This window comes from Ligilactobacillus sp. ESL1201, assembly GCF_058503265.1.
Genome location: NZ_CP196362.1, coordinates 1,587,747 through 1,605,875, shown reverse-complemented (window position 1 = coordinate 1,605,875; position 18,129 = coordinate 1,587,747). Strand labels below are relative to the sequence as shown.

The window sequence follows — 18,129 nt, the reverse complement described above, 5'->3', positions numbered from 1 at the left end:
CTACATTGCTAGTTATCCTTACGCTAGTGTTTGTAGGTTAATGCCTGATCGAATCAGTAACACACTTAAAGTTTTACACAAGTTTAACCATAAAACATTTTGAAAACGATGTCAACTAAATTTTACTGATTTTTAAATAATATTTTGTGAAAGTTGGTTGTTGCAGCTTGTCCAATTGTACTTCTTAGACCAGCAACCTGTGTCTCGAACGACTCATTGTCGATAGTCCGTGGGTGCTGGCCGGTCTAATTCACAGCTGAAACTTTCTCCTTAATTTTTGCGTCTAAAATGTTAAAAACATAGCTAGAATTATTGTAAGCGCTTCACTAAAATGTAAGTATCAGAAAGGAGTGAGTTTCAATGAGTTTGGTTAAAGCATTACTGATCGCTGCGTGGGCCGGCTTTTGTTCCTACGACGATCAAGGACCGCAGATGTTTCGGCGCCCGCTGTTAGTCGGGCCAGTCGTCGGTTTGATTTTAGGTGACATGACGACGGCGCTCGTGATCTCTGCTACTTTGGAATTGATGTGGATGGGGTTAGGCAACATGGCTGGCTACCAAACACCCGACATGATCGTCGGTACCATTATCGGGATCACCGTTTCGATCACGTCTGGGACCGGCGCTACTCCTAAGGGGATCGCCGCCGGGGTGGCCGCTGCGACTACGGTTGCTATTTTGATTCAGCAATTGATCGTTTTTACTAAGGTTTTGAAGCAATTTTTCGAACCATGGGCGCAACATCAGGCCGAAAAAGGTGACCTGAGTGGTATGATGCAGATCAACATTGTTGCTTTTGTGATTCAGTTTTTGTTACGGGCGATCCCCACGTTTATTTTCGTTTATTTCCAAAAAGGGATCGTTGATAAGATCTTGACCGTAGTTCCCGATAATATTTTGAACGGGATGGGTACAGCTTCAGCAATTTTGCCTGCCGTGGGGTTATCGATCTTGATGACTCTGATGATGAAAGGAACACTGTGGCCGTTTTTGATCTTTGGTTTTGTCCTGTCGGCTTATTTAAAATTGGGGATCTTGCCGGTGACGTTACTCTCGCTGGTCTTTGCCGTGATCTATTCATACATTATGGAGATCATCGACCGGCAAAACGAAGCTGCCAGCGCACCGCAATCAACGACTACTGCTACTGAAGAAGACGAAGATGAGGGGTATGATCTATGAGTGAAAAGAAACAAGCAGTTGCAACGACTGCTAAAACTAACGGTACGCCTGACCATCAAATCACCCGCAAGGATTTGAATAAAGTCTTTTGGCGCTTACAGATCTGGGGGCTAAACCTGACTTCTACGCTGGTGTTGACGCAGGCTTTGGGTTTTTTAAACGCGATGATCCCGATCATTCGCCGTTTGTACGGTGATAATAAGGAACTGCGGATCGAAGCGATGAAACGGCATTTGACTTACTTTTTGTCGCAGATCACTGCAACGGGGATGATTTTGGGAATTACCGCTGCCGTAGAAGAGACTACTGGTGAAGACGATAAAGAGGCCGTTGTTGCCATTAAGTCCGGGATGATGGGACCGCTGGCTGGGATCGGCGATAGTGTTTTTAAGATCACCATCCAAGCGATCGCCGGTAGTATCGGTGCTGCTTATGCCTTACAGGGGAATTTTTTAGGACCGGTATTGATGTTTTTGATTTACAACGGATTAAATATCGCCGTTAAGTACTATGGAATTATTTTGGGTTACGAAAAAGGAGTCCAGTTTATCAAAACTGGTGAACAGGCTAAGGTGATGCAAAAAATTATCAATATTTCGACTGCGGTCGGGGTAATGGTCGTAGGTGCGTTGATCGCCCAGTACGTCAAGATCGATGTCGGAACGGTCATCAAGATGAAGGGCTCGACGATCTCTATTCAAAAATTATTGGACGGGGTAATGCCTAAATTATTGCCGTTATTATTTACCTTAGGACTGTACAAATTGCATTCCTATATGCCACGGAAATACCTAACTTGGCTGATTTTTGCCATCCTGATCTTTGGGACTATTTTAGCCGCAGTCGGGATTTTGAAATAGGAGGAAATACGATGAACTTAATTCTAACGAGTCACGGGTTGTTTGCCCAAGAAGCACTAAAAACCGCCGAAATGATCATCGGTAAAAAGCAAGAAAACGTGGAGGTCGTTTCGGTGACTCCGGGAAGAACTTACGACGAATGTTTAGCGGAACTCCAAGAAAAAGTAGCTACTTTAAGTCCCAATGGCGAGGAAACTTTGGTGCTGGTAGATATTTATGGGGGCACCCCGGCTAACATTTCCACTTACTTGACCTTGACTAACGAACAAGTATTGGTATATTCCGGGTTAAACGTGCCGATTTTACTGGAATTATTGCTGGGAAAGCCAACTGACTTGGCACAGGCACAAGAAATTGTGGAGCAAACACACGCCAAGTCACTGGTCAATATCACGGCACAAGCGAAAAAAGGAGGAAATTAAAATGGCAATTGAATGGGTACGTATTGATGATCGGTTGATCCACGGGCAGGTGGCGAGTTCATGGCTGCGCCATATCGGAGCCCAGCAGATCATTTGCATCAGCGATAAGGCCGCTAGCAATCCGGTCCAAGAACAGGTGTTGAAGATGGCTGCGCCAGGCTACATCGTACACGTTTTTGGGGTAGATAAGTTTATTCGGGTTTATCATAAAAACCCGATCAATAAATCAACTTTTCTATTGATCACCAGCACGGCTGATTTGCTGAAAATGATCGAAGGCGGAGTTGACATCAAAGAAGTTAATTATGGTGGGATGCGGGAACGTGATGACCGTACGATCCGCTATAGTCCCGATCTATGTTTCACACCGGAAGAAGACGAGGCCTTAAAGAAATTGCTGGAACTCAAGCTTCCAATCAATTTTCAGATGGCGGCCTACGATTCACCTACCCCACTCAAAGAATACATTGAGCAGGTCAAAGGAGGTAAGTGATGCAAATCGACTACGCCGAGGCTTTTTTCCTGTCGCGCCAGCAAACACAAATTAAAATTGCCGCAGACGGACCGCTTAGTTATCGGTTATACTGGACGTTAGAAAATAACGTGGCCCCGACGGCTAAGCATCTGATCTGCCAGGATAATAAAGCAGAGCTGACCATTGATTTTGAGTATGATTTACACCAGCCAACGTATTTTATTTTAGAATTTGCCGCAGACCGTCCGCTGCTTTTTGGTTATCGGATTTTGCCGGTTCCTGGGATGTATAATTTAAGGGACATCGGTGGTTACCGCACAGTTGATGGCCGGCGAATTAAATGGGGTGTTGCTTATCGCTCGGATTTTTTGCATAATTTAAAGCCAGAGGGGTTCACGTTTGTTCGTAACCTCGGGTTAAAATCGATTGTTGACTTTAGAAGTGCTAGTGAAATTTTGGAAACACCTAATCCGGAGATTTCTCCCGCCATTCGCTCGTTTAACTTCGACCCGGAAGCCGACACCGCGCGGGCAGCGGGGAAGGCGCAGGATCAAGCGGTGGGATCGGCGCTCAAAGACCGGGCCGCGCGAGCACTAGCTGCTGGTAAAAAAGGCGGTGACGAAATGATCGCACAGCAAGAAGCGTTTGTCGATACTCCTGCTAGTATCAAGGCATTTAGCCAGACACTGCAAGTAACGGCAAACGAACAAGATTTACCGACGTTGCAGCATTGCCGTGGGGGCAAAGATAGGACTGGCTTTGCTTTTATGGTGCTGGAAGGAATTCTAGGAGTACCAGAAGAGCTACTGGTACACGACTACATGTTGACGCGCCGGGCACGGGCTGAAAAAAACGCGCGTTACTATCAGAATTTTTGGGAGCAAACTCATGACCGGCAGGTAGCCGACTACATGTATTCTTTGTTTGATACCAGACCGGAATTTATCCAAGCTTCACTCGCTAAGATCAAAGATGAGTATGGGTCGATCCGTGAATTTGCCGTCCAAAAATTGGGATTGACCAAACAAGTAGAACAAAATTTGCGCAAGTTGTTTTTGGAATAACTAATGAACAACGCGCAGGAGGGGGAGTTGGCACAAGCTGCTGCTTTTTGTCACAACTCCTCTTTTTTGTTTAGGAGAATTTGAATGCAATTAACTTACCGGGAAATCAATTTATTGAATCAACTTTTGGCGCACGAATTTTTATCCAAGGAAGAATTGCAGCGCGATGAACGGATCTCTTTGCGCACGCTTCAAACCGAACTGGGACGGATCAACGAACTATTCGTGCAATTAGGACACGACGTGCAAGTGGAAAATCAACGCGGCAAGGGTTACTACTTAGCGTACCCGCTAAATGAAACTAAGTGGCTAGAATTCGTTAAGTTGCAGTGTCAGTCTTACTTGGAGCTAAATTTAAATAAGAAGTTTAAGGATAAGCCACGAGTCCCTGCCATTTGTCGTTTATTATTAGTCCACGATGGTTTCACTAAAGAAGAGGAATTAGCACAAAAATTAAACGTCAGCACTGCGACGATCAATAAAGATATGCGCCAAGTTCACGAATACTTGCGGGATTACGGGTTAGGTATTCAAGTGACTCCTTATTATGGAATGCAAGTCGTTGGTGTCGAAGGAGCAATTCGTTCTTGTTTGGTCGACTTGTTAGATATCTATGATTTTTCGGTGAACGTGTTATTTCCCGAAGTGTCGTTAGGTCAGCTGCAACTGACTAAAAAGCAAGTCGTTGCCACTGCTAAAAAACTTCAGCGGGTGATATTAGCGACGCACTACCCACTCAGTGACGCGGGTTTTTTAGCGACGGTAAAGTACTTGTTAGTTTATCCGTTGCGGCGAGGACATCCGTTGAAGTTAACTGCAACTGAAAAACGGGCGATCGGTACTACACCGAGTTTCAAGGTTGCCCAACAATTGGTAAAACAGCCCGGCGAACAATTCTTTTGTAGCATTTATCTGACCGCCAACCAGGAAATCAGTAGTTTGACTAAACAAGATTACCTCCCTGAAGTTGCCGTCCAAGCCCAACGGCAATCTGACCACCAGGTGAAATTTTGGCTGCAGCATTTTAAGCTGAATTTTCCCGCAGACGTGGGGTTATTTTTACAACAATTTACCTACTTCTACTTGCTAAAAAAACAGTATCACTTGGTGACTTTGACTTTCAGTCAGACGACTGCTAACATTGTTAAAAATTTTCCGGCATCGATTTCGCTAGCGATTGGGTGTTACCTATTATTCCCCACTTATTGCACGCTTGATTTAAACGACCGGTTATTTTTTGAGGTCGTGATGGGGCTTTATAATTTAATTTGTCGTCAGCGTAACGAGTATTTTCCAACTAATTTTTTGGTGGTCAATACCGAAGGAAAATTGGCAACGGAACGTTTGATCAGAAAACTAGGGTTAACTAAACTCAACGCGCATTATCATTTAGTATACTCTTATGAATTAGAGCAACTGGATTATAGCGACTACGATTACCTGTTAGTTTCGCGCAATAGTCCTTATTCTGTGGCTAAATTTCCGATCCCCGTGATCCCGTTTACTTTTTTTAGTTCCGATGATTTTATTGCGACTTTGGGCAAACGTATTTTCGCCACTAAACGAAAAATTGGGTCGGTGACTAGTTATTTAAAACAGCCGCTGATATTTGAGGTGGACACATTGGATGCCATAGTAGCCAAGCTTGAGCAAGTCTTGGGTCGTTTGGCTGAAATTCCTGCTTACCTGCAAGCTTTATTGTTCAACGCGTTTACTGGCGGGCCCAGCGCCTACGTGACTTTATTTAATGACCGTCCGTTAGCTAACCGGTACTTACTGTTTAAATTTAAAGAGCCATTGGAGCTACAACACCATCAGTTAAAAAATTTACACGTAGTTATTTTGGATCTCAGTAAGGGATTATTAGAAGTTAAAAATGCTGATTCGGAATTACGTCGTTATTTTACCCCTTGGTAAACTGTGGTATTATTTAAGGCGAATGAAAAAGGGGGATAATATGCAAGAATTATACTTAATGCGTCACGGACAGACGCTGTTTAATCAATTACACCGAATTCAAGGAGCATGCGATTCACCACTAACTACACAGGGAATCGCTGATGCGCAAGAAGTTGGCAAGTATTTTGAAGCTCAGGGTATTGTTTTTGACCACGCGTATTCCTCGACGCAAGAACGTGCTTGTGACACGTTGGAAAATATTACGGCGCAACCTTACACTAGGTTGAAGGGCTTAAAGGAATGGAACTTCGGGGTCTTTGAAGGCCAAAGCGAGCAGTTGAATCCCCGAAATGATACTAAACGTCACACTTACGGTGATTTCTTCGTCCAGTTCGGGGGTGAGTCTGATCTGCAAGTGCAAGCAAGAATGAATCAAACGTTGACTGCAATTATGAATAAGCCGGACCATCAAAGAGTCTTGGCCGTAAGTCACGGTGGGGCTTGCTTTATGTTTTTACGTAAGTGGTTAGATTACGAGCAAATCCAAAAACGAGTTGGTGGATTTCATAATTGTTGTATTTTAAAATTTACGTTTGCTGATGAGCAATTTGAATTCGTGAAAATGATCAACGTCAAGGAACAATAAGCAAGAAGTGGGGATGAAAATTGTATCCCAACTTCTTTTTTAGTGTAATAATTAATTTAAAAATTCGCTTACATTGGCCGATAGTACAGATAGAGGGGAGGTGATTAACATGCTTAACGGAATTTCAAATTACAGTAGTGTGCCACCGGTAACACCTAACGCTAAAACTGCTGCTGCGCAAAAGCCCCAAGAAGTAAAGCAAGTCGCTGCGGCTAAGCCAGACCAACAGGTAGAAACAACGAACACGCCGGACTTTGGGAAGATCTTTGCGAACTTTAAAGATCCGGATTTAGTTAAGGATTTGCAACATCAAATGTTGACTATTGCTAGTAAGTGCGGTTTTCACTTTAAAAAAGATCCAACCGCATTGACTCCAGAGATGGTTAAGATGAATGAAAGTAAAAGCCCTAATGGTTTTGACGCGCTGCTTTCTTTTGACGAAATGGATCAGGTCTTTGCCTTTGATCAAAATACGCAGGATCCATTGCTGAGCTTTCTAAATGAAGGGCTTATTGATGACCCGGATCTTTATGATATGGGTACTTTACGGGATTATTTAGTTGATAAATATAACATTAAGTATAATGTTAACCAAGAATTGAATGCTCTGAAGAATATTTATGATGGTGCAGTTGCTGGTGATGATCTTGATAAAAAATCAACAGTCTATGATTTTGTTCCTGAATTAGCGGATAAAATATTATCTCGTGATAATATTTTTTCTGAATATAATGGCGATTTAGGAATTAGCACTAGTTTTCTTAAAACTAAAGTGGGACAGATTTTCAATGAAGGGTTAAAACAAAATGGCTTTTTTAAGGATATGGATCAGGATTTAGCCCAGCAGTTACAGGATTCAATCCAAAAGATAGCTGATGGCGTAGATGAAGCGCGCAACAACTTTGTTAATATTGAGTTTAACCACCAGTCACATGATGCGCTTCAAACCGAATACGATTCGAGTGTGGCGGCACTCCAGTACTTACGCGATAATCTAGTCCCCAAGGACAAGCAAAAAGCATTCGACGACGTGTTTGACCAGTACCAACAAATGCTGGGGCAACGGGTGTACTATTACCGTAACTACGAGGAAGGTGCAGGGCAAGTATTGTACCAGATGAACAAGGCTGGGGCTAATTTTCACCCGTACGATCCGACAGAATCTAAATTTTTGGATCACATGGATAATATTAACAAGTTGGATACCTTGCCGCACACGACTGAGCAAACGAAGTCTTACCGCGACGTAGTCAAGGATATTTTCAGCAGGTTGCAGAAAACTGATACGAGTGTATTGCAGTTGTTTGATGAGCTCAATAAGGAACAAGAGAAGTACTATACCAACAACAGTCACGACAAATCGTTTCTTGATCTGTACGAACAGACTAAGGTCGGTAATTTTAAGCAGATGGAAAGCTACTGGACGAATTTGAAGACTATGGTGGAACAAGTGAATGAAGTAGGAGGAAGTAAGCAAAATGAAGAAAAAGATTAAGGTAATTTTATTGTCAATGTTAGCAGTTGTATGTGTATTTTTCGCTTTTAATTACACAATTAAAGCAGATAATACAAGTAATGCTGGTATTGATAGAATTGATGTTGAACAACTGGGTGATGCTTACGTTACTGGATATCAGTATGGACCAAATTGGCGCATTATTAGTAATAAAAGATATGAGAATAGATTTTCTGGGAGGGCATATAACGGGGTTCAACCAGCGGCAAATCAAAAATTTGTTGTTAAAGTACAGGGCTTTGGCGTAACAAGTCCGACTAATGATACTGTGGTTTATACTGATTCAGAAGGAAATTTTTCCACTACGCTTGAAGCTGGGCAGGGCTATGGCGATACGGATTATGAAACAATTGTAAGCATTCATCACTATGATTTAATTAATATTAATTTTGCTAATGATCAAGGTGGAAAAGTTACTGCTCGTGATAAAGAACATGGTGGAGAAATCAGACAAATTTACCGTTTAGCTTACCAAGAGCGTCAATATACTAACTGGTAAAATTGTTTCAAAATAGTTACACAAAAAAGAGGCTGGGACAAAATTCATTTTGCCTCAGGCCTTTTTTGTATTTCCATAAATCATGGTATTAATCGCGTTCGTCAAAGCAGCAGTTTAAGTTCTAAGCTCACCAACCAACAAATCTCAGTACAGGATTTGTCTGTCGATGCCACTTAGTCCGCGACCGCTAACTGGTTCGGTTCACAGCTCTTTTTTGTGTTGATATTTTTCCCGGTAGATCAGCCACAGGTAGTGGGGCAAGGCTAGCATTCGTTTGGCACGTGTCGGTTCTTTTAGTAACCGGTACAGCCATTCGAGGTGGTGCTGTTGCCAGAACTGGGGGGCACGTTTAACGACTCCGGCTAAAACATCGAAGCTGCCACCGACTCCCATCCAAATCGCGGGGGCACATTTTCGGTATTGTGCAATAAATTGTTCTTGTTTGGGTGAGCCAAGGGCGACAAAAACGAAATCCGGTCGTGCTGTTTGAATTTGTTGTGCCACAGTTTGTGCGTCCGTAAAATAGCCGTCGTGACTGCCGCACAGCACTAAGGCGGGGTAATCGCGTTGTAAGTTGGCGACCGCTTGTTTCAGTACGGCTGGCTTAGCTCCTAGTAAGAAAACTTTTTTGTGCTGTTGCGCACACCAGCGTAACAAAGCAATCAAAGTATCATAGCCAGTGATGCGTTCGGGAAGCGGGCGCTTTAAAATCTGCGCTCCCTTAACGATGCCAATTCCGTCTGCAACGGTGTAGTCTGCGTGTTGGATTAAGTCCATAAATTGTGGGTCGTTGCGTGCTTGCAGTACGATTTCAGGATTAGCGGTGACGACAAAACGATTGCGCTGGTTCTGACTGTCGTTTTGCAGTTGCCGGTAAAATTGCTGTGCTGTAGCATTGATGAAATCAACGCCTAAAATGTTGATGGTGGAAAAAGTAGTAGCCATTGCTTGTTCTCCTCAATTAACTTGTTATTATTATACCAAAATATTAAAATTTGGCTATTGGCAAAGTAATTATGCAAGAAGTCGTGACGAAAGTGGTTTTGAGTACTAGACTAGTTTCAAAGTAAAACCTGAATTTTGGTGTCCTTAGGATTTAGATCGTTAGTTTGAAAGACCATGACTTACAGAAAGCTAAAAAGGCTGAGGCAAAATGAATTTTGTCCCAGCCTTTTTTTGTGTAACTATTTTGAACTAATTTTACCAGTTAGTGTAATGAGGCTCTTGGTAAGCCAAACGGTAAATTATTCAGCTTTTTCTGTTTTATCATTCACTTGTTCCACCATAGTCTTCAAATTCGTCCAGTAACTTTCCATCTGCTTAAAATTACCGACCTTGGTCTGTTCGTACAGATCAAGAAACGATTTGTCGTGACTATCGTTGGTATAGTATTTCTCCTGCTCCTTATTGAGCTCATCAAACAACTGCAACACACTTGTATCAGTTTTTTGTAACCTACTGAAAATATCCTTGACTACGTCACGGTAAGACTTCGTTTGCTGGGCTGTGTGCGGCAAAGTATCCAGCTTGTTAATATTATCCATGTGATCCAAGAACTTGGATTCTGTCGGATCATACGGGTGAAAATTAGCACCCGACTTGTTGATCTGATACAGTAACTGACCTGCGCCTTCTTCGTAGTTGCGATAATAGTACACCCGTTGCCCCAACATTTGTTGGTACTGGTCAAACACGTCGTCGAATGCTTTTTGCTTGTCTTTTGGGACCAAATTATCGCGTAAATACTGCAATGCCGCCACGCTTGAATCATATTCGGTTTGAAGCGCGTCGTGTGACTGATGGTTAAACTCGATCGTCACCAAATTATTCCGAGCTTCGTCCACACTATCGGCTATTTTTTGAATTGAATCCTGTAACTGCTGGGCTAAATCCTGATCCATGTCCTTAAAAAAGCCATTTTGCTTTAATCCTTCATTGAAAATCGTGCCTACCGATGTAAATTTTTGCGCAGTCTCAATTCCTAATTGATTACTATCTTCAGAAAATATATTATCATGCGATAATATATCGTCAGCCGTAGACGCCGCAAAATCATAAACTTCTAATTTCTTATCAGTATTATCACCGAAAACCGCACTATCATAAACCTTTTTTAAAGACGCTAATTCTTGATTTGTATCGTATTTAATATTGTACTTATCAATTAGATAGTCTCTTAAATCTTCAGATTCCACATAATCATCAGAAATTTTTCCAGCGTTTAGCATGTTCAATAACGGATCTTGTGTATTTTGATCAAAATCAAAAACCATGTCCATTTCATCAAACGAAACTAAGGCACAAAAACTATTAGGTCCCCCATCTCCATTCATCCTTGCCATCTCAGGAGTTAGCGATTCCACATTTTTCTTAAATTTAAACCCATAGCTATTAGCAATAGTCAACATTTGATGTTGCAAATCCTTAACTAAATCCGGATTATGAAAATTCGCAAAAATTTTATCAAAGTCCGGCGTGTTCGTTGTTTCTACCTGTTGGTCTGGCTTAGCCGCAGCGACTTGCTTTACTTCTTGGGGCTTTTGCGCAGCAGCAGTTTTAGCGTTAGGTGTTACCGGTGGCACACTACTGTAATTTGAAATTCCGTTAAGCATGTTAATCACCTCCCTTCTATCTATACTATCGGCTGATGTAAGCGAATTTTTAAATTAATTATGTACTAAAAAACAAATGAGGCTGGGACAAAAGCCCGGTTAGCAGTTGAGAACTAGCCTAGACGGTGTCAAATTGCGATCTTGGCAATTTAACAGCGACGTAGCTAGCCGCAGACTGCTGGCTTTTCGGAGCGCAACTAATCTATCCTTTCAAGAAAATAAAACACTAAAAATAGAGGGATTGGAACAAAATCACATTTTTGTCCCAATCCCTCTATTTTTTTAATATTTAGGATATTTTAACCAACGATTTGATTGCTTGGCGGTTGTCCATCGCGTCGTAAGCTGTCTGAATCTGTGCCAGCGTGAATTCTTGGGTGAAAACTTTGCCGGGATGAATTGTACCGTTAAGTACAGCTTGTAATAATCCGTGTTTTTCGTCGTGAGTAGTTACGGGAGCGACTCCTCCACGCAAACCGATATTTTGCCAGAATAACTTGATTGTGTCTGCTTGACTTTGTGGGACTCCGACACGGCCGATAATGCCGCCGGGCTGGCAGATTTGTTGTGCTTCCTGCAGTGAACTTTGATTGCCAACGCATTCTAAGACGGCGTTAACTCCATTATTATTAGTTAGTTCCATAATTTTAGTGACTGCTTGGTCGTCTCGTTCAGAAACGGTTGCAGTTGCCCCAAACTCACGGGCTAATTTGGCTCTGTCCGCGTGATGACTTAGTGAGATGATTTTTTGGGCTCCCAATAACTTGGCGGCAATTACGGCACATAAACCGACGGCACCGTCACCTAAAACTGCGACAGTATCTCCGGCACTAACTTCTGCACAATATGCTGAATGGTAGCCGGTCGCCATGACATCTGCTAAAGTCAATAAGTCGTTTAACCGGTCGTTTGAATAGTCCGTGGGGTGGCCGGGAATTTTGATTAGCCCCCAATTGGCGTTTTGATAGCGCAGGTATTCGGCCTGATAGCCACATTCGATGTTAGAGACGGAATTGCTGCAATTGCCGTCATAACCAGCCTGGCAGGCGGGACAGTGACCACAGCCGTGGGTAAAAGGTACGATGACAAAATCACCAGCTTTAACTTTGGTAACTGCGCTGCCGGTTTCTTCCACGATGCCGATCGCTTCGTGTCCCGTTGGCGAATTTAGTGGTCGGTCGTTGATGCCGCGGTACCACCATAAGTCGGAACCGCACACACAGGCCCGGATGATGTGAATGATTGCGTCTGTGTCTTTGTGAATTTGCGGCTGGGCAACTTCTTGGACTTCAATTTTACCGGGGTGAACAAAAATAGCTGCTTTCATCTATACTTACTCCTTTTTACTTTGATTTGGGTTGTAGTGGACCGTAATAATAAGAAGCAGTGGCACCACCATCGATTAAAAAAGTTGAACCGGTGATAAACTGTGCGCGGTCGTCTAGCAACAGTTCTGCGACGTCGGCTACCTCGTCGGCAGTTCCCGGCCGGCCAGCCGGGGCTTTAGCAAACATATTGCGGTAGAATTCTCCGCGTTCACCGTTGAATTCATCTAGGGCTAACGGGGTCACAATGATTCCCGGAGCGATAGCGTTGATGCGAGCCTTCTTTTTACCCCATTCAACTGCTTCATACATCGTCCGTTTTTCATTGCAGCGTTTAGCTAACTGATAGGCGTGTAACGTGTCTTTGATTTGTTCGGGCTGTAAGAAATCCAATTGTAATAGCTCTTCAGTAGGCGTCATTGCTAGTTGACGATCCTGTTGAGTCGTTAGAGCAGGCATCCGAAAGCCTGATTGACTTGAAATAACGATCCCACTGCCTCTTGGGGCAATTACTTTACGGACTTCTTCCAGTAAAACGGCCGTACCATAGAGGTCGACTTGCAGGATCTTTTGGATCGAAGCTTGTGAAGGTGAGACTCCCGCACCATTGATGAAGTACTTGATAGGGCCAGCCGCACAAGCGTGTGTGATTAATTCTTGGATCGATTGACGAACTGCAATATCTGTTTCATAGTAGTCGGTATCATAGCCGGCGTGTTGTAAAATGGTCGCAATTTTTTGCGCATTTTTGATATTTTTATCACCTAAAATGATCTTTTTACCCACGCCCATGCGCCGGGTGATCGCGAGTGAAATTTGACCGGCGCCAGTGACTAACATGACATCTTTAGTCATTAACTCATCTCCTTTATGTGGCAACTGTAAGCCTTGAAGTGCGCTCTAAGTCAATACCAAATTTAAATTTGCCTTGAAGTCTACTCTAAGGTATAAGCTAATTGTAAAAGGAGAAAAATAATATGAATATTAAAAAAGCGAGCGAGCAAAGTGGCGTTTCCGCTGACACGATTCGTTATTATGAACGCATTGGGTTAATTCCGGAAATTAAACGTAAGGAAAATGGTGTCCGTAATTTTGATGAGGAAGATTTGAAATGGATCAAGTTTAGTCGGCAGATGAGAAATGCAGGTTTTTCAATCGAAGCCTTGATCGAATACCTGAATCTGTTTAAGCAAGGCGAAGAGACGATCCCTGCACGCATCAATTTATTAAAAGAACAAAAAGAACGGGTCGAAGAAAAAATTGCTGCGCTGGTTCAAGCGCGGGATAAGTTGGCTTATAAGCTGACTAATTACCAAACACACATGAAGAAAACAGAGGAAAATTTGCGTCCATTTGATAGTCAGGAATAAAAATAATTTAGTGAATGTTCTCAAAGTCGTTGTGAGCGGCAGGTACTAGTTACTTTTATTAAATATCAACAATTCCTTACTAAAAATAATTGATATACTTGTTATTTATAATTAATTATTTTGTAAGGGAGAATTGATTATGGATAAGAAACAACTTTTTCATGAATATTTTGCGGAGTGGATGGAATTGTATAAGCACGGTGCAATTCGCCCGGTAACTTTTGCTAAGTATCAGATTACCCTCAACCAAATTCGGAAATACGCGCCGAAAATAAGACTGACGGATTTAGACCGTCAGACGTACCAACAAATTTTAAACGAATTTGCTAAGTCTCACGAAAAAAGAACGACGCTAGATTTTCACCGTCACTTACGTTCTGCGCTGATGGATGCTTTAGATGAGGGGTTAGTGGAGCGTGATCCGACGAGAAAAGCGGTTTTAAAAGGAGTGGTCCAAAGGCGGCATAAGAAGAAATTTTTAAGTGAAGCCGAACTGATTTGTCTTCTAACTCAGTTGGATTTAGGAGGCGAACTTTCGTGGGATCACTTTATTTTTTTGATTGCCAAGACGGGAATGCGTTTTGCTGAGGCTTTAGGCGTAACACCCACGGATTTCGATTTTAAAAAACGAACCGTCACGATTTCTAAAACTTGGGACTATAAGTCCAAGCAAGGAAAATTTGCGTTAACTAAAAATGAAGCTTCTAAACGTAAAGTAACTCTTGATCGCCAGTGCAATAGGATGTTTGCTAAATTAATTGTAGGTATGATCCCTGATCGGCCTGTTTTCGTTCAAGAAAACCAGCGGGTATTTAACAAGACGGTTAATAATATTTTGGAAAAACGATGTTTAACAGCACAGGTTCCGGTGATCAGTATTCATGGATTACGCCATACCCACGCTAGTGTATTACTTTATGCGGGCGTGTCGATTGCCTCTGTAGCACGCAGATTAGGTCACGCTAACATGACAACGACACAGAAGACTTACTTACACGTAATCAAAGAATTAGAAGATCAAGATAACGATAAAATTTTAGCTTATTTGGGAAAATTAGGGTAAAAGTAGTAATGACTGACTATAGGGAAGTGGGGATGAAAATTGTATCCCAACTTCTTTTTTAGTACATAATTAATTTAAAAATTCACTTACATCAGCCGATAGTATATATAGAGGGGAGGTGATTAACATGCTCAACGGAATTTCAAATTACAGTAGTGTACCACCGGTAACGCCGAATGCTAAAACTAGTGCTGCGCAAAAGCCCCAAGAAGTAAAGCAAGTTGCTGCGGCTAAGCCAGCCCAACAGGTAGAAACGACGAATACGCCGGACTTTGACAAAATTTTTGCGAATTTTAAAGATCCAACAGTAGTGCAGGATATGGAAAGACAAATCTTAAACATTGCTAATAAGTTTCACTTTAAATTTAAAAAAGACCCGGAGTCTTTAACGCCAGAAATGGCGCAATCCAACGAGGCTAAAGGTCCTTTGGGCTGGGGAGGGACGATGGTGTCTTTTCCGGAAATGGACATGATTTTCCAGTTTGATAAGAATACGGAAGACCCATTACTAAATATGCTGAATTCTGGTCAACTTAATGATGAAGACATGAATACTGCAGCTATGCGGGACTACCTAGTTAAAAATTATGGAATTAAATATGATACCACTCAAGAATTAGCGGCTTTAAAAAATATTTATGATGCTGCTGTTTCCGGTGATGATACTGATATGAAGTCAGAAGTCTATATTTTTGCAGCCTCTATGGCTGATAAAATATTAGCTCGTGATAATATTTTTTCTCAAAATAGTGATCAATTAGGAATTGATACGGCTCAAAAGTATACATCGGTAGGCACGATTTTCAATGAAGGGTTAAAGCAAAATGGCTTTTTTAAGGGTATGGATCAGGATTTAGCGCAGCAGTTACAGGATTCGATCCAAAAGATAGCTGATAGCGTAGATGAAGCCCGGAATAATTCGGTGACGATCGAGTTTAACCACCAGTCACACGACGCGCTTCAAACCGAATACGATTCAAGCGTGGTGGCATTGCAGTACTTACGCGATAACCTAGTTCCCAAAGACAAGCAACAAGCATTCGACGACGTGTTTGACCAGTACCAACAAATGTTGGGGCAACGGGTGTACTATTATCGCAACTACGAAGAAGGCGCAGGTCAGTTACTGTATCAGATCAACAAGTCTGGGGCTAATTTTCACCCGTATGATCCGACAGAGTCTAAGTTCTTGGATCACATGGATAACATTAACAAGTTAGATACTTTGCCGCACACGGCCCAGCAAACTAAGTCTTACCGCGATGTGGTCAAGGATATTTTCAGTAGGTTACAAAAAACTGACACAAGTGTGTTGCAGTTGTTTGATGAGCTCAATAAGGAGCAAGAGAAATACTACACTAATGACAGTCACGACAAATCGTTTCTTGACCTGTACGAGCAGACCAAGGCGGGTAATTTTAAGCAGATGGAAAGCTACTGGACCAATTTGAAGACTATGGTGGAACAAGTGAATAAAGTAGGGGGAAGTAAGCAGAATGAAGAAAAAGATTAAGGTAATTTTATTGTCAATGTTAGCAGCTGTATGTGTGTTTTTCGCTTTTAATTACACAATTAAAGCAGATAATACAAGTAATTCTAGTATTGATAGAATTGATGTTGAACAACTTGGTGATGCTTATGTCACTGGGTATCAGTATGGTCCTAATTGGCGTATTATTAGCGATAAAAGGTATGAGAATATATTTTCTGGAAAAGCATATAGTAATGGGCAACTGGCAGCAAATCAGTCTTTTACTATTAAAGTTCAAGGTTTTGGTGTAACTAGCCCTACCAATAATACTGTAGTTCATACTGATTCAACAGGTTCCTTCTATACAACTGTTGAAGCTGGGCAGGGATATGGTGACACAGATTACGAAACGATTGTAAGTATTCATCACTATGATTTGATTGACGTAAATTTTGTAAATTCCGAAAATACTCCTATTAGTGCTCGTGATAAAGAACATGGTGGAGAAATCAGACAAATTTACCGTCTAGCTTACCAAGAGCCTCATTACACTAACTGGTAAAATTAGTTCAAAATAGTTACACAAAAAAGGCTGGGAGACAAAATTATATTTTGTCCCAGGCCTTTTTAGATTCCTGTAAGTCATGGTATTCAATCGCGTTCGCTAAGTCAGCAGTCTAGGTCCTAAGGGCAGCAACAAACAAATCTAATTATATTTTTTCTTGTTAGTGTCACTTAGTGCTCGATTACTACCGCTTTTTATCCCCACTTCTTTTGCTTTTAATCGGTGCTAATTGCTGAATTCACGGGTGAAAAAGTGTAAAATAATGACAGCAATTAAACGAGGAGAGTTAACTATGCGTAAATTACAGCAAGAAATCATTGCGGCGTTGAAGGTCAAACCCGAGATTGATCCACAAACGGAAATTCGCCGTTCCGTTGATTTTCTTAAGGATTACCTGCGGCAAAATTCATTTTTACAAACTTTAGTATTGGGAATTTCTGGAGGGCAGGATTCTACTTTAGCGGGAACGTTATGTCAAACTGCGATTAGTGAATTACGGCAAGAAACTGGGATTGATACTTATCAGTTTATTGCCGTCCGTCTTCCGTATGGCACTCAAGCCGACGAACAAGATGCGCTAGACGCCATCGAATTTATGCATGCCGACCAAACCATGCGTGTCGATATTAAAGAGACGGCCGATGCAATGGTAGCAGCCGTGCAGGCTAATGGGTTGGAAGTCACTGATTTTAATAAGGGCAATATCAAAGCGCGTGCACGGATGGTGGCTCAATATGCAATTGCCGGTGCGCGGGCGGGCGTCGTCGTGGGTACTGACCACGCTGCCGAAGCCGTAACGGGTTTTTACACTAAATTTGGTGATGGCGCTGCCGATATAACTCCTTTGTGGCGTTTAAATAAACGCCAAGGCAAGCAACTATTACGTTTTTTGGGGGCGCCCGCTCATTTATATGAAAAAGCGCCGACTGCGGATTTAGAAGAAGACCGGCCGGCGTTACCCGACGAGGTCGCTTTGGGCGTTACTTACGATAACATTGACGACTACTTAGAAGGTAAACAAATTGTCGAAGCGGCTGCACAAAAAATCGAAGAATGGTACCTTAAAACGCGACACAAACGCCACTTGCCGCTCACGGTCTATGATCGACTGTAATTAGCGTAAAAATACTAAAAAAGAAGTTAGGGCAATTACTATTTTG

General features: G+C 42.2%; 18 protein-coding genes. 14 read left to right on the top strand and 4 right to left on the bottom strand.

Translation table 11 applies throughout. The features are described from left to right. Nucleotides 1-360 precede the first annotated feature (360 nt). From ACSYSK_RS07905 to ACSYSK_RS07865, 9 genes are all read left to right on the top strand, one after another. Nucleotides 361-1,182 (top strand): PTS mannose/fructose/sorbose/N-acetylgalactosamine transporter subunit IIC, encoded by an 822-nt coding sequence (locus ACSYSK_RS07905; RefSeq protein WP_491714605.1) that lies wholly within the window; start codon nt 361-363, stop codon nt 1,180-1,182. Further along, nucleotides 1,179-2,042, top strand: coding sequence for a PTS system mannose/fructose/sorbose family transporter subunit IID (locus ACSYSK_RS07900; protein WP_491714604.1), 864 nt, complete (start codon nt 1,179-1,181; stop codon nt 2,040-2,042). The genes ACSYSK_RS07905 and ACSYSK_RS07900 overlap by 4 nt, the downstream gene beginning before the upstream one ends. A gap of 11 nt (nt 2,043-2,053) precedes the next feature. Continuing rightward, nucleotides 2,054-2,464, top strand: coding sequence for a PTS sugar transporter subunit IIA (locus ACSYSK_RS07895; RefSeq protein WP_491714603.1), 411 nt, complete (start codon nt 2,054-2,056; stop codon nt 2,462-2,464). Between the two features lies 1 nt (nt 2,465). Beyond that, entirely contained in the window at nt 2,466-2,957 is a 492-nt protein-coding gene (locus ACSYSK_RS07890) for a PTS sugar transporter subunit IIB (protein ID WP_491714602.1), read from the top strand. Further along, the gene (locus ACSYSK_RS07885) at nt 2,957-4,003 is read left to right on the top strand and encodes a tyrosine-protein phosphatase (RefSeq protein ID WP_491714601.1); all 1,047 of its coding nucleotides are present in this window, start codon (nt 2,957-2,959) and stop codon (nt 4,001-4,003) included. Before ACSYSK_RS07890 ends, ACSYSK_RS07885 begins: the two co-directional genes overlap by 1 nt. 84 nt (nt 4,004-4,087) lie before the next feature. Further along, entirely contained in the window at nt 4,088-5,920 is a 1,833-nt protein-coding gene (locus ACSYSK_RS07880; RefSeq protein ID WP_491714600.1) for a helix-turn-helix domain-containing protein, read from the top strand. Nucleotides 5,921-5,960: 40 nt separating this feature from the next. Then, nucleotides 5,961-6,548 (top strand): histidine phosphatase family protein, encoded by a 588-nt coding sequence (locus tag ACSYSK_RS07875; protein WP_491714599.1) that lies wholly within the window; start codon nt 5,961-5,963, stop codon nt 6,546-6,548. 109 nt (nt 6,549-6,657) lie between these two features. Next, nucleotides 6,658-8,043, top strand: coding sequence for a hypothetical protein (locus ACSYSK_RS07870; RefSeq protein ID WP_491714598.1), 1,386 nt, complete (start codon nt 6,658-6,660; stop codon nt 8,041-8,043). After that, nucleotides 8,027-8,563: a hypothetical protein gene (locus ACSYSK_RS07865; protein WP_491714597.1), complete on the top strand. Its 537-nt coding sequence runs from the start codon at nt 8,027-8,029 to the stop codon at nt 8,561-8,563. The genes ACSYSK_RS07870 and ACSYSK_RS07865 overlap by 17 nt, the downstream gene beginning before the upstream one ends. A gap of 201 nt (nt 8,564-8,764) precedes the next feature. Here ACSYSK_RS07865 and ACSYSK_RS07860 read toward each other — a convergent pair whose 3' ends face one another. The 4 genes from ACSYSK_RS07860 to ACSYSK_RS07845 form a co-directional block, all read right to left on the bottom strand. After that, nucleotides 8,765-9,508, bottom strand: coding sequence for a WecB/TagA/CpsF family glycosyltransferase (locus ACSYSK_RS07860; protein WP_491714596.1), 744 nt, complete (start codon nt 9,506-9,508; stop codon nt 8,765-8,767). Between the two features lie 299 nt (nt 9,509-9,807). Then, nucleotides 9,808-11,175 carry a hypothetical protein gene (locus tag ACSYSK_RS07855; protein WP_491714595.1) on the bottom strand — a complete coding sequence of 456 codons (1,368 nt, stop codon included), beginning with the start codon at nt 11,173-11,175 and terminating at the stop codon, nt 9,808-9,810. A gap of 289 nt (nt 11,176-11,464) precedes the next feature. Further along, nucleotides 11,465-12,502: a zinc-binding dehydrogenase gene (locus ACSYSK_RS07850; RefSeq protein WP_491714594.1), complete on the bottom strand. Its 1,038-nt coding sequence runs from the start codon at nt 12,500-12,502 to the stop codon at nt 11,465-11,467. Nucleotides 12,503-12,518: 16 nt separating this feature from the next. After that, the gene (locus ACSYSK_RS07845) at nt 12,519-13,355 is read right to left on the bottom strand and encodes an SDR family oxidoreductase (RefSeq protein ID WP_491714593.1); all 837 of its coding nucleotides are present in this window, start codon (nt 13,353-13,355) and stop codon (nt 12,519-12,521) included. A gap of 122 nt (nt 13,356-13,477) precedes the next feature. Here ACSYSK_RS07845 and ACSYSK_RS07840 point away from each other — a divergent pair, with 122 nt between their 5' ends. The 5 genes from ACSYSK_RS07840 (at nt 13,478) to nadE (ending at nt 18,083) form a co-directional block, all read left to right on the top strand. Beyond that, nucleotides 13,478-13,870 (top strand): MerR family transcriptional regulator, encoded by a 393-nt coding sequence (locus tag ACSYSK_RS07840; protein ID WP_491714592.1) that lies wholly within the window; start codon nt 13,478-13,480, stop codon nt 13,868-13,870. A 139-nt stretch (nt 13,871-14,009) separates the two neighbouring features. Beyond that, nucleotides 14,010-14,933 carry a tyrosine-type recombinase/integrase gene (locus ACSYSK_RS07835; protein WP_491714591.1) on the top strand — a complete coding sequence of 308 codons (924 nt, stop codon included), beginning with the start codon at nt 14,010-14,012 and terminating at the stop codon, nt 14,931-14,933. A 127-nt stretch (nt 14,934-15,060) separates the two neighbouring features. Next, nucleotides 15,061-16,446: a hypothetical protein gene (locus tag ACSYSK_RS07830; protein WP_491714590.1), complete on the top strand. Its 1,386-nt coding sequence runs from the start codon at nt 15,061-15,063 to the stop codon at nt 16,444-16,446. Then, complete coding sequence (locus tag ACSYSK_RS07825; RefSeq protein WP_491714589.1) at nt 16,430-16,966, top strand: hypothetical protein; 537 nt, start codon at nt 16,430-16,432, stop codon at nt 16,964-16,966. Before ACSYSK_RS07830 ends, ACSYSK_RS07825 begins: the two co-directional genes overlap by 17 nt. A 295-nt stretch (nt 16,967-17,261) precedes the next feature. Then, nucleotides 17,262-18,083: an NAD(+) synthase gene (gene nadE / locus ACSYSK_RS07820; RefSeq protein WP_491714588.1), complete on the top strand. Its 822-nt coding sequence runs from the start codon at nt 17,262-17,264 to the stop codon at nt 18,081-18,083. Nucleotides 18,084-18,129: the final 46 nt, after the last annotated feature.

What these genes read in the sequence shown, in the direction of transcription:
- ACSYSK_RS07905 (WP_491714605.1), top strand. Translation starts at nt 361, where the DNA reads ATGAGTTTGGTTAAAGCATTACTGATCGCTGCGTGGGCCGGCTTTTGT.
- ACSYSK_RS07900 (WP_491714604.1), top strand. Translation starts at nt 1,179, where the DNA reads ATGAGTGAAAAGAAACAAGCAGTTGCAACGACTGCTAAAACTAACGGT.
- ACSYSK_RS07895 (WP_491714603.1), top strand. Translation starts at nt 2,054, where the DNA reads ATGAACTTAATTCTAACGAGTCACGGGTTGTTTGCCCAAGAAGCACTA.
- ACSYSK_RS07890 (WP_491714602.1), top strand. Translation starts at nt 2,466, where the DNA reads ATGGCAATTGAATGGGTACGTATTGATGATCGGTTGATCCACGGGCAG.
- ACSYSK_RS07885 (WP_491714601.1), top strand. Translation starts at nt 2,957, where the DNA reads ATGCAAATCGACTACGCCGAGGCTTTTTTCCTGTCGCGCCAGCAAACA.
- ACSYSK_RS07880 (WP_491714600.1), top strand. Translation starts at nt 4,088, where the DNA reads ATGCAATTAACTTACCGGGAAATCAATTTATTGAATCAACTTTTGGCG.
- ACSYSK_RS07875 (WP_491714599.1), top strand. Translation starts at nt 5,961, where the DNA reads ATGCAAGAATTATACTTAATGCGTCACGGACAGACGCTGTTTAATCAA.
- ACSYSK_RS07870 (WP_491714598.1), top strand. Translation starts at nt 6,658, where the DNA reads ATGCTTAACGGAATTTCAAATTACAGTAGTGTGCCACCGGTAACACCT.
- ACSYSK_RS07865 (WP_491714597.1), top strand. Translation starts at nt 8,027, where the DNA reads ATGAAGAAAAAGATTAAGGTAATTTTATTGTCAATGTTAGCAGTTGTA.
- ACSYSK_RS07860 (WP_491714596.1), bottom strand. Translation starts at nt 9,508, where the DNA reads ATGGCTACTACTTTTTCCACCATCAACATTTTAGGCGTTGATTTCATC.
- ACSYSK_RS07855 (WP_491714595.1), bottom strand. Translation starts at nt 11,175, where the DNA reads ATGCTTAACGGAATTTCAAATTACAGTAGTGTGCCACCGGTAACACCT.
- ACSYSK_RS07850 (WP_491714594.1), bottom strand. Translation starts at nt 12,502, where the DNA reads ATGAAAGCAGCTATTTTTGTTCACCCCGGTAAAATTGAAGTCCAAGAA.
- ACSYSK_RS07845 (WP_491714593.1), bottom strand. Translation starts at nt 13,355, where the DNA reads ATGACTAAAGATGTCATGTTAGTCACTGGCGCCGGTCAAATTTCACTC.
- ACSYSK_RS07840 (WP_491714592.1), top strand. Translation starts at nt 13,478, where the DNA reads ATGAATATTAAAAAAGCGAGCGAGCAAAGTGGCGTTTCCGCTGACACG.
- ACSYSK_RS07835 (WP_491714591.1), top strand. Translation starts at nt 14,010, where the DNA reads ATGGATAAGAAACAACTTTTTCATGAATATTTTGCGGAGTGGATGGAA.
- ACSYSK_RS07830 (WP_491714590.1), top strand. Translation starts at nt 15,061, where the DNA reads ATGCTCAACGGAATTTCAAATTACAGTAGTGTACCACCGGTAACGCCG.
- ACSYSK_RS07825 (WP_491714589.1), top strand. Translation starts at nt 16,430, where the DNA reads ATGAAGAAAAAGATTAAGGTAATTTTATTGTCAATGTTAGCAGCTGTA.
- nadE (WP_491714588.1), top strand. Translation starts at nt 17,262, where the DNA reads ATGCGTAAATTACAGCAAGAAATCATTGCGGCGTTGAAGGTCAAACCC.